A 14,239-nucleotide genomic window follows, 5' to 3' on the forward strand; every position below is an offset into this window, starting at 1 on the left:
GCTTGTCTACGCGGTCGGATTCCATCGAGCCTACTCCTGTTCGCCGGCCGCTTCTTCGCAAACCAGGCGATAGCCGACGCCGACTTCGGTCAGTAAATAGCGCGGTCGGGCCGGATTGACTTCCAGTTTACGGCGTAATTGCCCCATGTAGATTCTCAAATAATGCTGGTCATGGACATGCTCGCCGCCCCAGACTTCCTGCAACAATTGGCGATGGGTGACCACCAGATCGGCGTGGCGGATCAACAAGCTTAGCAAGCGGAATTCTATCGGCGTCACCCTAACCTCGCTGCCGCGCATACAGACCCGGCGCCGCGCCATATCCACTTGCAGTTCCCCCGTCTCGAAAAGCTCTTGAGTCGCCGAGCCGCGCGCGATCCTTCGCAGCAAGGCTTGCAGGCGGGCATGCAATTCGCCGCTACCGAACGGTTTGGTCAAATAATCATCGGCGCCGGCGTCCAACGCGGCGATTTTATTGTGTTCCTGGCTACGAGCCGACAGGATCAGGATGGGCTGGTCCGACAGTTGGCGCAAGCGGCGGGTTACGGCGATGCCGTCCATATCCGGCAGTCCCAGATCGAGTATCACCAGATCGGCTTGGCCGGCCAACGTCAGCCCGGTCTTGCCACAATCGGCCTCGGCGATGCGCCAGCCGCGATTTTGCAGACTGGTCTTCAGAAATCTACGAGTTTGGGCGTCGTCTTCAATCAACAGAATGCGTGGGGCCGACTCGTTCATACTAGTTCCTCGAGCGCGGTCGGGAGTGCTTGTTCGGGTTGCGGCAAATCGATGACGAACACCGCGCCCTTACCTGGCTGATTTTCGGCCCGAATCCGCCCGCCGTGGGCCTCGACGATGGTGCGGCACAGGGCCAGTCCAAGACCGACTCCAGTGTGCTGGGTTTCGTGGGCGCCCCGGAAAAATTTCTCGAAAATCTTGTTCTCCAGGCCGCCGGGAATGCCGGGGCCATAGTCCGCGACACACAAGCGGATGCCGCCTTCGGCGCGTTCGGCGGATAAATCGACCGGCGTACCGGGCGGCGTGTGTTTGATCGCATTTTCGATCAGGTTGACTAACACTTGCTCCATCAGTACGGCGTCGATTCGCATCAGCGGCAAGTCGTCGGGAATCCGGGTGCGTACCGGACGCCCTTGCAAACCGCTGTCGAGCCGATGCAGCGCACTGCCGACCAGTTCCTCGATCGCATTCCATTCCCGGTGCAGGACCCATTCGCCGCAATTCAGCCGGGCCATGTCCAACAACTTGCCGGTCAAATCCGACATGCGCCGGGCTTCGTCGAGTATGGTTTTCTGGCAGTCGTCGCGGTCGGCGACGCTCAGACGGTCGCGATGGTCGATCAGCGCGCCGACCGCGCCGACAATGCGCGTCAACGGGGTACGCAAGTCGTGAGAGATCGAACTGAGCAAGGCATTGCGCAGGCCTTCGGCTTCGGCTTGCAAGCGGGCTTCCCGCGCTTGGCCGGCGAATTGCAGGCGTTCCAGATTCAGCGCGATCAGATTGCAAAACGTCTCAAGAAAGGTGTCCGCTTCGCGACTATCCGAATCGGCCCGCTTCAGTATTAGGACGCCTTGCCGCGATTGCGAGCCGCATAACGGAAAATAGCGGGCCGCGGCGGTGGTGACCGTCCGATTGTCCCGAAAGGCCAGCGTCGCGGCCGCCGGGTCGAGTTCGTCCGCGAGGCGAGGTGGGAGTTGGTCCAGATCGGCGGCCGCCACCAGCCTGCAAACCGTGCCGAAGACTTGGAGGATATGGCGCTCGGCGAGTTCGGTCACCCGTTCGCCGTTCTCGACGCCGGCCAAATCCCGGCTGAGTCGATACAAGGCGTCGCTGCGGGCTTCCCGTTGCCGGGCCAGTTCGGTCTGCTTTCGGGCTTGATTCTGCAATTTACTGGTGAGGTTGGCGACCACGACCATGACCGCCAAGCCGACCGCGTTTTCCAGATCGGAAATCGCGAACGAAAAAATCGGCCGGGCGAAATAAAATGCAAACATTGGCGCGCTGATCAGCGATGCGAGCAAAGAGGCGTTGCGCCCATAGCGACTGGCGACCAGAAACACGCCCAGCAAATAGGTCATTAGAATGCTGGCCTCGCCGAGCAGATGGCGTAGCGGCCAGGCCAACGCGGTACATAGCAACGGCGCGGCCAGGCCCCAAGCGTAGCCGGTCAGGCGTTGGCGGGATTGATGTGGGGCGGCGAGCGGGTTGCGATTCATCGATAGCTTGCGGTACCTGCCGGGTTGGGTTTAAGCCTACGGAGTTCGGCCCTAAAAGGTAGCGGCGTTGATCCAGAAATGTACGCCGATGCTGGCGAAGTAAGCCAGTAAAATCACCGGACACCATTTCATGTGACTGGCGAAGGTGTATTGGCCTTTGGCTTGGCCCAACAAGCCGATGCCCGGCGCCGAGCCTATCGCCAACAAACTGCCGCCGACGCCCAGCGTCAAGGTCAGCAGCAACCATTGGCCTTGCGGGATATCCGGATGCATCGTCAGTACCGCGAACATCAAGGTGCCGTTATCGACGAAGGCCGAGCAAAGTCCGATCATGACATTGGCCAGCGTCGGGCTGAATTGCCCATACAGTACCTGCGACACGGCATCCAAGTAGCCGATAAATCCCAAGCCGCCGATGCCCATCATCGCACCGTAAAAAAACAACAGGGTATCCCATTCCAGGCGGCCGACTTTGTCGAATATATCCAGACGGCGGGCTTCGAATGCGGATTGTTGCAGATCGCCGCCGCCGAAGAACAGCGAGAAATCCGATGGGATAGGTTTGGCGGGGTTGTCCGACTTTTGCAGGTAGAAGTAAAAGAATTGCAGCAGCGACAGTCCGGCCATCATGCCCGCCGCGGCCGGCAATTTCAGACTCATATCGAAACCCACCGCCAATGCGATCGTCACGCCGAATAAAAACAGAATCCGTTTGGCGCCGCGCGGCATCATCAATAACTCGGATGCCACGGCCGGCTTGGCGGCGGGTACCGCGAAGTGCATCGCCAGCGCCGGCACTAAGAAGTTGACCAGACAAGGCAGGAACAGTTTGAAGAATTCGGTGAAACCCAGCATGCCGTGCTGCCAGACGAATAGCGTCGAAATTCCGCCCAACGGACTGAAAGAGCCGCCGGCATTGGTTGCGATCACCACATTCAGACAGGCTAGGCTGACGAAGCGCGGGTTGTCCTTGCCGACCGCGACGACCACCGCGCCCATCAGTAAGCCGGCGGTCAGACCGTTGACGACGCAAGACACCAAGAACACCATCCCGCCGGTGATCCAGAACAACTGCCGGTAGCTAAGTTGCTTGTCAACCAGCCAAATTTTCAGCGCCTTGAATAGCCCCATATCCTCCATCGCGTTCAGGTAGGTCATCGATACCATGATGAACAGCAGCAGTTCGATGTAGCTTTGCAAATTGCTCTTGAAGGCGGCAACCGCGACCGGTGCTTGGCCGAGTTGCCGGTAGGCCAGCACGATCAGAAACCAAATGAGTGTCGCTGCCAGCAACATCGGCTTGGATTTGCGCAATTGGGTGGTTTCTTCGAACATCGCGGCGATGTAGGCGGCGAGCATCAATACCAAGCTGGCGTAGCCGGCCCAATGCCCGGTCAAATTGATCGGTATCGGCGCCGTCACCGACTCGGCATGACCAGGAACTGGCCAAAACAGCAAGGCCAACGGCAGGGACGTCGCTAGTCCGGTTCCTCCAAGCGCCAATCGGATTGGGGGGAGTTGAATCCGACATTGTGACATGCTGTTTTCGCGGCCTCTCGCAAGTGTGTGGGGCGCCGGCGCGGGCGGCGCGGCGTGGATGCGAGGATTCTAGCGGCAGGGGCGTAAAAATGGCGTAAAGGCGGTGGTTCGGCTAACGATGCGGCGAACGTCGATTCCGACAGTGGTTATCCGAATTGGGAGCCGAAACCGGCCGCGCTCGATGTTGTAAGTCGCGGCCGGAAATGGCGTCTGCCCTGTTGTCTCAAGCGGCCGCGCGGCGGCGAGATGAGAGGATGTTTAGCCCCAACAGGCCGAAGCCGAATAAGGTCGCCGCTCCCGGCAACGGAACGGCGCCCAGGCGCACGTTATCGAGGCCGGCGGTTTCGACGATCCCGTCGGTGTATTCGGCGTGGATGTACAAGCCGCTCAAATTGGACAACACGGTGCTGAAGTCGCCGATCGTGGCGAATGCGCCGTCGGTAGTCGCTACTCGCCATTCGGAGGACGGTGCGAAATTGACGCTAACCCGCGTCCAGCCGCTGTTCGGGACAATCGCGGGATCGCGGCGCCATAGCAGGCGTTGGCCTCCGCCGACCAGCATCAGGTCGGTGGTTTGCCAATTGACGGAACCGTCCCGATAAGTCAAGTCGTAAGACAGCGTCCGGACGGCGGCCTGGTTGCCCAAAAATGCCGCCGGCGCCGAAAACGTAAAATCGCCGTTGTCGGGATCGGTCGCGGCAATGTAATTGCCGGGATGGCCGCCTCCCAGGATGTGGTTGACGGCGTAACGGCCTTTCTCGGTGTAGTCGTTTCGACTGAAGTCGGTAAAGCTGACGACTTCCCAGCCTTCGCTATCGGTTTCGAAATTGCTGACGACGGTCGCGTGAGCCGCCGCGCCGTAAAACGCGGCGGCAATCATTGATACCAGTATGGATCGAGTCATGGCATGCTCCTTTTCGGGGTGGATAAAAAACGTTAACCGGCAACAGCGCAGGCTTAGTTGCGGTAGTGATGTATCTCCGGCGGTCTACCCAGTATCAGCAGGCCTTGGTCGACCGCGATCGGCTTTTGGTCGCGCGGCGTTCGATAAATCCAGTAAGTAAAGTATAGCGAGCCGGGTGTGGCGACCGCGCGTTTCTCCAATTCGCGAAACGGGCCGACGTTGATTGCCCCCAACTGCGGGACCAGATTGATGTCGGTGGGACCGCCCAAGGTGTGCGGAATTGCGTGGCCGCGATGATAGAGCGGACCGGCGCTGAGCGGGTGGCCGGCCATCCGCGAGCGATCCCTGGGCTCGCCGTGGCGGCCCCGGCTGACGCCGAAGGCCGCCAATAGGCGCTCGGCGGCGATATCGAACAAATAGTTAAAGCCGTCGACTTCGGTTTCGACGACGTCGAATGCGATGCCGATTCGACCGTAATCGTCCAGCCAGACCTTGATCAAGTACGGAATCACTTTATCGTCGAAGACCCCTGGTCCACCGCTTGCCGCGGCCAGGAATTTCGTCAAGTCGGGATAGTTTGCCATTGGTGCTCCTGAAAAGCCCCGTTCGGAGGGTGCCGGGGACGGTTTGCCTAGCCGGGATTCTGATTCGACCATAGCCGACGCGCAAGTGGAATTTTACCGGAACCGACTAGATTGGTTTGCATCGGGGATGGCAGTCCGCAATACCGAATGGCTTTTGATGCTCATCGCTTGACGGGTACTTGATCGCTGGCAACAACGACACTCAGAGGGTACAAGCCGTTTTGCAATTCGAACTCGACTTGGAGTTCGAGAAATTCGGCTATCCAACCAGGTCTCGCGATGAGTGAGTATCTAAAATACAGATTTAGTTTTCTATTTATATCATTTCATCTGTTATTCGCAATTCTTTACCATTGGCTCCGACTATATCGTTTTACGCAATAACGGAGCGGAGAGGCGCGATGACGCAAAGCAAGATCATACCGGGCTTTAGGCCGGCGCTGGCCTACACGCTGTTTTATTTGGCGCTGGTGGTTTTGATTCCGCTGAGTACCTTGGTATTCAAGAGTTTGCAATTGGGATGGCAGGAATACCTGGACATCATCACGCATAAACGCGTGTTGGCTTCGTTTCAAGTCAGCTTCGGCACCGCGCTGCTGGCGGCCTTGGTGGCCGGCGGTTTTGGCGGCGTGATCGCATGGGTGTTGGTGCGCTATCCGTTTCCGGGTAAGCGCTTGCTGGATGCGTTGATCGATCTGCCGTTTGCGTTGCCGACCGCAGTGGCCGGGGTGGTGCTGGCGACGATTTATCAACCCAGCGGCTGGTTGGGCAAGTGGTTGAACGCCAATCTGGGGCTGCAGGTCGCTTACAAGCCGCTGGGTATCGTGGTGGCGTTGATCTTTATCGGCATTCCGTTCGTGGTTCGTACCGTCGAGCCGGTGTTGCAGGAATTCGATACCAATATGGAAGAAGCGGCGGCTAGCTTGGGGGCTTCGCGCCTGCAGGTGTTCGGCAAGGTGATATTTCCGAACATGTTTCCGGCGCTGCTAACCGGCGTGTCGCTGGCGTTCGCGCGCGGCATCGGCGAGTACGGCTCGGTGATTTTCATTGCCGGCAATCTGCCTTACGTCTCGGAAATCGTGCCGCTGCTGATCGTCACCAAACTCGAACAATTTCAATACGGCGCGGCGACCGCGATCGCGCTGACGATGCTGGTGGTGTCGTTCTTATTATTGCTTTTAGTGAATTTATTGCAGCTCTGGGTGCGGCGGCGCTCCGGGCAGATTTAGGAGTTAACCATGCATGCCACTGTACATGTCGTCGGCGACGGTGCCGGTCAAGCCGAGCGGAAAGCCTTGCAAGATCCAAGTTGGCTGCGTTGGAGCTTGGTCGCGGTTGCGGTCGGATTCATCGCGTTGTTTCTGTGCGCCCCGTTGATTCTGGTGCTGCTGCAGGCGTTCGCGAAAGGCTGGGACGCGTATTGGCAAGCCTTGGGTCAACCGGATGCGGTCGCGGCGTTGAAATTGACCTTGCTGGTCGCGGCAATCACGGTGCCGCTGAACACAATATTCGGCGTCGCCGCCGCCTGGACCATCACCCGTTTCGAGTTTCCCGGTAAAAGCTTGCTGACCACGCTGATCGATCTGCCGTTTTCGGTATCGCCGGTGATTTCCGGTCTGATCTTCGTATTGCTATTCGGCGCGCAAGGTTGGTTGGGCGATTGGTTGTCGGCACAACAGATCAAAATCATTTTCGCGGTACCCGGCATCGCGCTGGCGACGATATTTATTACCTTTCCGTTTGTGGCTCGCGAATTGATTCCGCTGATGCAGGAAATGGGCAGCGAGGAAGAGGAGGCCGCGTTGTCGTTGGGCGCGACCGGCTGGCAAACGTTCTTCAAAGTGACCCTGCCCAATATCAAATGGGCCTTGTTATACGGCGTATTGCTGTGCAATGCCAGGGCGATGGGCGAATTCGGCGCGGTATCGGTGGTGTCCGGCCATATTCGCGGCGTGACCAACACGCTGCCGTTGCACGTCGAGGTCAGCTACAACGATTACGACGCGGTTGGCGCCTTCGCCAGCGCGTCAATCCTGGCCGGCCTGGCGATTATCACGCTGGTATTGAAGAGTTTCCTGGAATGGAAGCAAGCCCGAGCCTAAAGCACTCTCGGCCAAGCTTAAGCCAGTTCCCGAGCACCTTATTGATTGGAGTTCCAACATGAGCATTCTATTAGCCGACATTAGTAAAACCTTCGGCGCATTTCACGCGCTGCACAACATCGACCTGGAGATTCCGGAAGGCGAGTTGGTTGCGCTGTTAGGGCCTTCCGGCTGCGGCAAGACCACTTTGCTGCGGATTATTGCCGGCCTGGAGTCGCCCGACAGCGGTCGAGTCTTGTTGAGCGGCGAGGACAAAACCGACCAACATGTTAGCCGGCGCGGCATCGGCTTCGTGTTTCAACACTATGCCTTGTTCCGGCACATGACGGTGTTCGACAACGTGGCGTTCGGTTTGCGGGTCAAGCCGCGCAAGCAACGTCCCAGCGAAACCGACATCGCCAAGAAGGTCCACGCGCTGCTGGAGCTGGTACAACTGGATTGGCTGGGCGAGCGCTTTCCGGATCAATTATCCGGCGGTCAGCGCCAACGGATCGCGTTAGCCAGAGCCTTGGCGGTCGAGCCCAACGTGCTGTTGCTGGACGAACCCTTCGGCGCGCTGGATGCCAGCGTCCGTAAGGATTTGCGGCAATGGCTGCGCAATCTGCACCAGGAACTGCACGTCACCAGTATTTTCGTGACTCACGATCAGGAAGAAGCGATGGAAGTCGCCAGCCGGGTCGTGGTGTTGAACCAGGGCCGGATCGAGCAAAGCGGCGCGCCGGCGGAGATTTACGATCACCCGGCCAATGCCTTCGTGTCGCGCTTCATCGGCCAGACCAACGTGATCCATTTATCCGCGCAAGATCAACACTGGTTGGCGCGGGCGGGAATCACATTGGACGAGCCGGATGGCTTGATCGCCCATATTCGCCCGCAGCATATCGACGTCGCCAAGGCCGAGGCGGACTCGTCGTCGCAAATCATGCTCAAGGATTGGCAGCACCTGGGCTCGACGATACGGGTGGAATTGCTGAATCCGCAAGACAACGGTTCCGGGGCCAGATTGTTTGCCGAGATGCCTAACGAGCTGTTCACGCAACTTCAGTTGAACAAGGGCGATCGGGTCGATCTGCAAATACGGCAGGCACATTGGTTCAATTAACGCGGTAGCCGAACTCAGCCGTTTGTGGCGATTTGGCAAGGTAGGGAACTCTATGAATTTGAATCAACTGGAATTGCTGCGGGCGTTGCGGGAAACCAATTTCAACCAATCCAAGGCCGCCGAAAAGCTGCACGTGGTGCAGTCGGCCGCCAGCCGGCAATTGCAATTGCTGGAAGAGGAATTGGGCTCGCCGATCTACGAACGCCAGGGCAAAAAGCTGTTGCGGCTGACGCCGTTCGGCGAACGTATCATGGAGCAGGTGGAACGCATCACCCAGGCCAAGAAAAACATTCAGGTGATGGCCGACGACTTTCGCGATAATCGCAACGGCGCGTTACATATCGCCACCACCCACACCCAGGCTAAATATCTGCTGCCGGGGCCGGTGCAGCGTTTTCGCGGCAAATATCCCGGCATCACGATTTACATGGTGCAATCGGCGCCCGAGCAACTGATTGAGCAGTTGTTCCAGCACAAGGCCGACATCGTCATTTGCACCGAAAAACTGGTGGAAGACGAAAAACTGGTGGTGCAGCCTTGTTACGACTGGCAGCATATTGCGGTGGTGCCGCGGCATCATCCGCTGGCGCAGGGGGATATCAGCTTGGGACGTCTGGCGGCGTTTCCGATATTGACCTATACCCACGGTTTTACCGGCCGTTCCAATATCGAAAAGGCTTTCAAAACCGCCGGCAAGCCGCTGGACATTACGTTGGCGGCCGCCGACTCCGATGTGATTAAAACCTATGTTCGGCTCGGTTTGGGTGTCGGCATCATCGCCGATATTTCCTATCAGCCCGAGGAAGACAGCGATCTGGTGGCGCTGAATCTGGCTCACTTGATTCCGCGTTCGGTCACTAAACTCGCTTATCTGAAGCAGCTCTATCTGCCGGCCTATCTACGCTACTTCATCAGCGAATTGCTGGAGGGCCGGCCAGCCGGGCGATTTCCGGGCTGATTGGGTTAAAGTTGAGTGCAATTTCGGTTAACTACCTGGCGCACGACGCGGTTTGACGGGCAACGATACCTTGTCGCCAACCTCGGCGAACAAAGGAGGGGTTGCGCGAAGTCGCGGGGCCCACGTGTTTCTGATTTAATACACGGGTTTTTTCCGGATTTAATACATGAACCTTTCGACGATTTTATCTTCACTAGCCGGCGGCGCGCTGATCGGGCTGTCGGCGGCGTTGCTGCTATACACCCACAAACATACCGCCGGAATTTCCGGAATTGCCGCTGGATTATGGCAACGCGATGCCGGCTGGCGCGCTTGGTTTCTGGGCGGTTTGTTGATCAGCGCGCCGCTGTATCGCTTGGGCGGCGGCGAGATTGCGATGACGCTCGATCATTCTCCGGCGTGGCTGGCGGTGGCCGGCTTGTTGGTCGGTTACGGTACCCGTCTGGGCAGCGGCTGCACCAGCGGCCACGGGGTATGCGGTATCGCCCGCTTGGCACCGCGTTCGCTGGCGGCGACCGCCACTTTCATGCTTTGCGCGGGCGCGACCGTTTACGTGGTTAGACATATCCTCGCGGCAGGACAATCGTTATGAAAGATAGGGTGTACTTATTTGGATACGGTTTGTTGTTCGGTTTTGGCTTGATCGTCGCGCAAATGACCAATCCGGCCAAAGTGTTGGCGTTTCTGGACGTCGCGGGCGCTTGGGATCCGAGCTTGGCGTTGGTCATGATCGGCGCTTTGGCGACCTTGGGGGGCGCGCGCTACTGGATGCATCGCGATAACAGCGTTGCCGATCACGAGTTGGAACTATCGGTCGGGACTCGGGAGTCGAATCAAATAGATCGCAAATTATTGATCGGCTCAGCCATTTTCGGTATCGGTTGGGGATTGTCCGGGTTTTGTCCAGGACCGGCCCTGGTCGGATTGACCGGTGGGGACGCCGGAAACTATGCTTTCGTCTCGGCGATGTTCGCCGGATTTTGGTTGTTCAAACGCTTAAACCGATCCTAGCCGTCGTTGCTGGTTCGGTCGATATACAGGAGCTTTCATGCAGGCGGAATTTTGGTTGGAACGTTGGGCGCAAAATCAAATCGGTTTTCACAATCCCGATTACCACCCTGGCTTGGCGGCCTATTGGGACGATTTGCAAGTGCCCGAAGCCAGTACGGTGTTTGTTCCATTGTGCGGAAAGAGTTTGGATTTGTTATGGCTGCGCCGACGAGGCTACCGGGTCGTGGCGGTGGAATTGAGCCGAGTCGCGGTGGAGGCGTTTTTTGCCGAAAACGATTTATCGGTTTCAGTTAGCCGGCAGGGCGAGCTAGCCGTGTTCGCGGCCGACGGATTGACCATCTATTGCGGCGATTTTTTCGCGCTGACCGCCGCCGAACTCGCCAATGTAGCCGGCGTTTACGACAGAGCCGCCTTAGTCGCCCTGCCGCCAGCGATGCGATCAGCGTATGCCGCAAAAATGCGCGAACTCCTGCCCGCGGGCTGCAGGACGCTGCTGGTGACCTTCGACTACGATCAGGCTGAAATGGCCGGGCCGCCTTTCGCGGTGCCGGCTGGGGAAGTCGCTACGCTATACGGGAGTTGGTGCGATGTGGCTGAAAAGGCCGTGGCGGACATATTGGACGATGAACCTCGATTTCGCGAGCGAGGCGTCAGCCGAATCCAGGAATCGATTTATGCGCTGACCGTGCGTTGAGCCGGAATAAGGAGCCAGTTCAGCCGGAGTCTTTGGGCTGGCTTGCTGCGAGACCGGTTCGGGGATTGCCAGCGGACCCGGCCGAGTTTAGTTTCCGGAATAACTGATTTTACCGCTCTGGAGCAGGGCGCACTATACTAAGACTGTCGCTGGCTTCAGGCCCGCGGCTCATAATAATTCTTACAGCGAGGTGCGCCATGTTAGCCAAAATTGCCGCTGCCGATTACATGTCGGCTAACGTTATCACCGTTTCCGCACACACCGAAACCTCCATAGCCATCAAAAAATTGCTGGACCATAAGATTACCAGCATGCCGGTCGTCGATGAACACGGCAAATTGTTGGGAATATTTTCCGAACGCGACGGGATGCGCGTCGCGGTAGGTTCGGCCTATAACCAGAGCATGGAAGGCCGCGTCGAGGAATTCATGAATCTAAGCCCGGTCACGGTTAAGGCCAGCGACAGCTTGGTGGACATCGCCACCAAATTTCAGGATTCGCCGATGCGCAGTTTTCCGGTGTTCGAGAACGACTCGTTGGTCGGTATGATTAGCCGGGTGGATGTCCTTAGAGCCTTGCTGACGATTCGTTAACCCGATTCAAGCTTCCGGCCGCCGAACACTTCGGTCGTCGGGGGCTAAGCCTTTTCCACGCTTTCCAGGCAGACGACCATCGTGTGACGGACGATGTAAAACGTCATGGACATCGGGTACAGCGCGTAATGGCGGGTAACCAACAAACCGACGATGACAAAGCCGATCACCGATCCGAAATTGAAGCGGGTGATTTTTTCCAGGTAACGCAAATGTTCGATCGAGTCCAAATCAAAGCGTTCGGCACGGTTAATCAACGATAGCGTTACGAGGGTGGTCAGGGTCGCGAAATACACTGGAAAGAAGAAAAACATCGGCGCGTCGTCATTGAATTGCGGCTTCCAATAGGCGTACCAAACCAATAAGCCGGCACTCGCGAAGCCGTCGTGCCACACAATGGTCGGCAATTTTTTCAAGTAGCCGGCCAGCAGTGCGGTGCCCATCAAGGTTAGGCCGATCGCCAACGCGACCGGAGTTTCCAATAAAGCCAAGTAAGGATTGCCGTTCTGCACCAAGAAGGCCAGGCCAACGCAGCAAAAAATAAAGCCTATCATCGTAATGAACTCGTCCGGTGGCCCGGCGTTTTCTAGCCCGACCTGAAAAAATTTATGATCCACGCATTTGTGCGCGTGGCGGAAACTCAAAATATTCGTTGATCGGTTGAACAATTCCAGTTGATTATTCAACGGGTCATGGGTTAGTTAGCAAAGACCGGCCGATTGCGCCAACCGACGATTTAACGCTGATAGAATAAACCCTTTGACGGTGGCGGCACGAGCGAATTACCTTTTGTATCATCGCCTCGAGCTTTTTGGCGGGCAACTCAGGTGTTGCGGCCAATGAGGTAGGCCGTCGGATTTATCGGAGTGTTCATGAGTTTTTTTGCGAAACAAACCATCGTTGCCCAACCGGGATTCAACCGTTGGCTGGTGCCGCCCGCCGCGCTTTCGGTACATTTGTGTATTGGCCAGGCCTACGCGTTCAGCGTGTTTAACGAGCCTTTGAGCCGTGCGGTCGGTATCGGCGCCGCGACACCGGAAGACTGGAAGCTGACGACGCTAGGTTGGATTTTCAGCTTGGCGATTGTGTTCTTAGGGTTGTCTGCGGCGGTGGGTGGCAAATGGTTGGAGAAAGTCGGGCCGCGTTTAACCATGTTCGTCGCCGCGTGCTGTTTCGGTGGCGGTTTCTGGGTTGCGGCCTTGGGTGTCCAATTGCACGAAATTGGCTTGCTGTATCTTGGCTACGGTGTGCTGGGGGGGATCGGTCTGGGCTTGGGTTACGTTTCACCGGTGTCGACCCTGATCAAATGGTTTCCGGATCGGCGTGGCATGGCGACCGGCATGGCAATCATGGGTTTCGGTGGCGGGGCCATGATAGGCGCGCCGTTGGCGGTTTGGTTGATGACGCATTTCAAGTCGGCGACTTCGGTGGGCGTGGCCGAGACGTTCATGACCATGGGGAGTTTGTATTTTCTGTCGATGACTATCGGCGCGTTGGCGATCCGAATTCCGCCGCCGGATTGGCGGCCGCCGGGATGGACACCACCGACGGTACGCCACAAAATGATTACCGACAAACACGTACATATCGACCAAGCGCTGAAAACACCGCAGTTCTATTTGTTGTGGCTGGTGCTGTGTCTGAACGTGACCGCCGGCATCGGCGTGCTCGGGCAAGCGTCGGTGATGATACAAGAGATGTTCAAGGGCCGGGTGGATGCGGCGGCGGCGGCCGGCTTCGTTGGTTTGCTCAGCTTGTTTAACATGGTCGGACGGTTTTTTTGGTCGTCGGCATCCGATTACCTCGGGCGCAAGCAGACCTATTTCGTGTTCTTTGCCATCGGCGCCTTGCTGTACGGGACGGTACCGACATCGGGCGGCGCCGGTAATCTGCCGCTGTTCGTGGTGCTCTATGCCCTGATCATGAGCATGTATGGCGGCGGGTTCGCGACCATCCCCGCGTATCTGGCCGATATTTTCGGCACAATGTACGTCGGCGGCATACATGGCCGGTTGTTGACCGCTTGGTCCACCGCCGGTGTATTAGGGCCGGTGTTGGTAAATTATCTGCGCGAGTATCAAATCGGCCAAGGAGTGGCCAAAGGCGATGCTTATAACGTGACGATGTACATCATGGCGGGAATCTTGGTGTTGGGTTTTATCGCCAATCTGGCTATACGCCCGGTCCATGAAAAACATCATATGAAACACGACGAATTTGACGAGCTGGATGGGGTGTATCCGGCCGACGATCATTGAGCAACCTGGAGCAGGCGTCATGATAGAGAACAAACAACGCGGTATATCCCGCCTATTGATCGCAATCGTATTTTGGCTGTATGTGTTGATTCCATTGAGTTGGGGAGTGTGGTCAACCTTACAAAAAGCGCTGGCTTTGTTCGCTTAGAGCCCGCAAGCTATTGCCTGGATTAGCGGCGATCAATGGGGGTTCGCCTGTGCGTGAGGTTGGTTGGCTCAAACGATTGCGTTTTCATGTCGGGCGATCGACTCCGTGATCG

At 57.5% G+C, this 14,239-nt stretch carries 16 protein-coding genes; 10 read left to right on the forward strand and 6 right to left on the reverse strand.

The window, feature by feature from the left end; all coding sequences use genetic code 11:
• Positions 1-30: 30 nt before the first annotated feature.
• The 5 genes from ACQE3D_RS08830 to ACQE3D_RS08850 form a co-directional block, all read right to left on the reverse strand.
• Positions 31-738, reverse strand: coding sequence for a response regulator (locus tag ACQE3D_RS08830; RefSeq protein ID WP_064031345.1), 708 nt, complete (start codon positions 736-738; stop codon positions 31-33).
• Complete coding sequence (locus ACQE3D_RS08835) at positions 735-2,234, reverse strand: DUF4118 domain-containing protein (RefSeq protein ID WP_427551649.1); 1,500 nt, start codon at positions 2,232-2,234, stop codon at positions 735-737. Before ACQE3D_RS08835 ends, ACQE3D_RS08830 begins: the two co-directional genes overlap by 4 nt.
• A gap of 51 nt (positions 2,235-2,285) precedes the next feature.
• A complete protein-coding gene (gene nhaD / locus ACQE3D_RS08840; protein WP_427551651.1) occupies positions 2,286-3,773 on the reverse strand; it encodes a sodium:proton antiporter NhaD in 1,488 nt (495 codons plus the stop codon).
• A gap of 223 nt (positions 3,774-3,996) precedes the next feature.
• Positions 3,997-4,677 carry a laminin B domain-containing protein gene (locus tag ACQE3D_RS08845; RefSeq protein ID WP_427551652.1) on the reverse strand — a complete coding sequence of 227 codons (681 nt, stop codon included), beginning with the start codon at positions 4,675-4,677 and terminating at the stop codon, positions 3,997-3,999.
• Between the two features lie 53 nt (positions 4,678-4,730).
• Positions 4,731-5,261: a hypothetical protein gene (locus ACQE3D_RS08850; protein WP_427551654.1), complete on the reverse strand. Its 531-nt coding sequence runs from the start codon at positions 5,259-5,261 to the stop codon at positions 4,731-4,733.
• 401 nt (positions 5,262-5,662) lie between these two features.
• Between ACQE3D_RS08850 and cysT the strand changes: the two genes are divergently transcribed.
• From cysT to ACQE3D_RS08890, 8 genes are all read left to right on the forward strand, one after another.
• Positions 5,663-6,490 carry a sulfate ABC transporter permease subunit CysT gene (cysT, locus tag ACQE3D_RS08855; RefSeq protein WP_071159638.1) on the forward strand — a complete coding sequence of 276 codons (828 nt, stop codon included), beginning with the start codon at positions 5,663-5,665 and terminating at the stop codon, positions 6,488-6,490.
• Positions 6,491-6,499: 9 nt separating this feature from the next.
• Positions 6,500-7,363 (forward strand): sulfate ABC transporter permease subunit CysW, encoded by an 864-nt coding sequence (gene cysW, locus ACQE3D_RS08860; protein ID WP_071159637.1) that lies wholly within the window; start codon positions 6,500-6,502, stop codon positions 7,361-7,363.
• Between the two features lie 58 nt (positions 7,364-7,421).
• Positions 7,422-8,465, forward strand: coding sequence for a sulfate/molybdate ABC transporter ATP-binding protein (locus ACQE3D_RS08865; RefSeq protein ID WP_427551657.1), 1,044 nt, complete (start codon positions 7,422-7,424; stop codon positions 8,463-8,465).
• A 52-nt stretch (positions 8,466-8,517) separates the two neighbouring features.
• The gene (locus ACQE3D_RS08870; protein ID WP_071159635.1) at positions 8,518-9,423 is read left to right on the forward strand and encodes a LysR substrate-binding domain-containing protein; all 906 of its coding nucleotides are present in this window, start codon (positions 8,518-8,520) and stop codon (positions 9,421-9,423) included.
• A 166-nt stretch (positions 9,424-9,589) separates the two neighbouring features.
• Positions 9,590-10,015: a YeeE/YedE family protein gene (locus ACQE3D_RS08875; protein WP_064031354.1), complete on the forward strand. Its 426-nt coding sequence runs from the start codon at positions 9,590-9,592 to the stop codon at positions 10,013-10,015.
• Positions 10,012-10,434 (forward strand): DUF6691 family protein, encoded by a 423-nt coding sequence (locus ACQE3D_RS08880; protein WP_071159632.1) that lies wholly within the window; start codon positions 10,012-10,014, stop codon positions 10,432-10,434. The genes ACQE3D_RS08875 and ACQE3D_RS08880 overlap by 4 nt, the downstream gene beginning before the upstream one ends.
• A gap of 37 nt (positions 10,435-10,471) precedes the next feature.
• Positions 10,472-11,128 carry a thiopurine S-methyltransferase gene (locus ACQE3D_RS08885; protein WP_071159630.1) on the forward strand — a complete coding sequence of 219 codons (657 nt, stop codon included), beginning with the start codon at positions 10,472-10,474 and terminating at the stop codon, positions 11,126-11,128.
• A 197-nt stretch (positions 11,129-11,325) separates the two neighbouring features.
• Positions 11,326-11,721, forward strand: coding sequence for a CBS domain-containing protein (locus ACQE3D_RS08890; RefSeq protein ID WP_071159629.1), 396 nt, complete (start codon positions 11,326-11,328; stop codon positions 11,719-11,721).
• Between the two features lie 44 nt (positions 11,722-11,765).
• Here the strand turns inward: ACQE3D_RS08890 and ACQE3D_RS08895 are convergent, their stop codons facing one another.
• Positions 11,766-12,338, reverse strand: a complete 573-nt coding sequence (locus ACQE3D_RS08895; RefSeq protein WP_139306301.1) for a hypothetical protein — start codon at positions 12,336-12,338, stop codon at positions 11,766-11,768.
• A 255-nt stretch (positions 12,339-12,593) separates the two neighbouring features.
• On the opposite strand from ACQE3D_RS08895, the gene ACQE3D_RS08900 reads away from it, so the two are divergent.
• A complete protein-coding gene (locus tag ACQE3D_RS08900; RefSeq protein ID WP_071159627.1) occupies positions 12,594-13,979 on the forward strand; it encodes an L-lactate MFS transporter in 1,386 nt (461 codons plus the stop codon).
• Positions 13,980-13,998: 19 nt separating this feature from the next.
• Positions 13,999-14,127 (forward strand): MFS transporter small subunit, encoded by a 129-nt coding sequence (locus ACQE3D_RS08905; protein WP_269454756.1) that lies wholly within the window; start codon positions 13,999-14,001, stop codon positions 14,125-14,127.
• Positions 14,128-14,239 lie beyond the last annotated feature (112 nt).

The organism is Methylomonas sp. MS20 (assembly GCF_050275925.1).
In the GTDB taxonomy this organism is placed as follows: Bacteria; Pseudomonadota; Gammaproteobacteria; order Methylococcales; family Methylomonadaceae; genus Methylomonas; species Methylomonas koyamae_A.

Coding starts and splice junctions, on each gene's coding strand:
- ACQE3D_RS08870 (WP_071159635.1), top strand. CDS start 8,518: ATGAATTTGAATCAACTGGAATTGCTGCGGGCGTTGCGGGAAACCAAT.
- cysW (WP_071159637.1), top strand. CDS start 6,500: ATGCATGCCACTGTACATGTCGTCGGCGACGGTGCCGGTCAAGCCGAG.
- ACQE3D_RS08890 (WP_071159629.1), top strand. CDS start 11,326: ATGTTAGCCAAAATTGCCGCTGCCGATTACATGTCGGCTAACGTTATC.
- ACQE3D_RS08835 (WP_427551649.1), bottom strand. CDS start 2,234: ATGAATCGCAACCCGCTCGCCGCCCCACATCAATCCCGCCAACGCCTG.
- ACQE3D_RS08845 (WP_427551652.1), bottom strand. CDS start 4,677: ATGACTCGATCCATACTGGTATCAATGATTGCCGCCGCGTTTTACGGC.
- ACQE3D_RS08880 (WP_071159632.1), top strand. CDS start 10,012: ATGAAAGATAGGGTGTACTTATTTGGATACGGTTTGTTGTTCGGTTTT.
- ACQE3D_RS08900 (WP_071159627.1), top strand. CDS start 12,594: ATGAGTTTTTTTGCGAAACAAACCATCGTTGCCCAACCGGGATTCAAC.
- ACQE3D_RS08875 (WP_064031354.1), top strand. CDS start 9,590: ATGAACCTTTCGACGATTTTATCTTCACTAGCCGGCGGCGCGCTGATC.
- nhaD (WP_427551651.1), bottom strand. CDS start 3,773: ATGTCACAATGTCGGATTCAACTCCCCCCAATCCGATTGGCGCTTGGA.
- ACQE3D_RS08885 (WP_071159630.1), top strand. CDS start 10,472: ATGCAGGCGGAATTTTGGTTGGAACGTTGGGCGCAAAATCAAATCGGT.
- cysT (WP_071159638.1), top strand. CDS start 5,663: ATGACGCAAAGCAAGATCATACCGGGCTTTAGGCCGGCGCTGGCCTAC.
- ACQE3D_RS08830 (WP_064031345.1), bottom strand. CDS start 738: ATGAACGAGTCGGCCCCACGCATTCTGTTGATTGAAGACGACGCCCAA.
- ACQE3D_RS08905 (WP_269454756.1), top strand. CDS start 13,999: ATGATAGAGAACAAACAACGCGGTATATCCCGCCTATTGATCGCAATC.
- ACQE3D_RS08850 (WP_427551654.1), bottom strand. CDS start 5,261: ATGGCAAACTATCCCGACTTGACGAAATTCCTGGCCGCGGCAAGCGGT.
- ACQE3D_RS08865 (WP_427551657.1), top strand. CDS start 7,422: ATGAGCATTCTATTAGCCGACATTAGTAAAACCTTCGGCGCATTTCAC.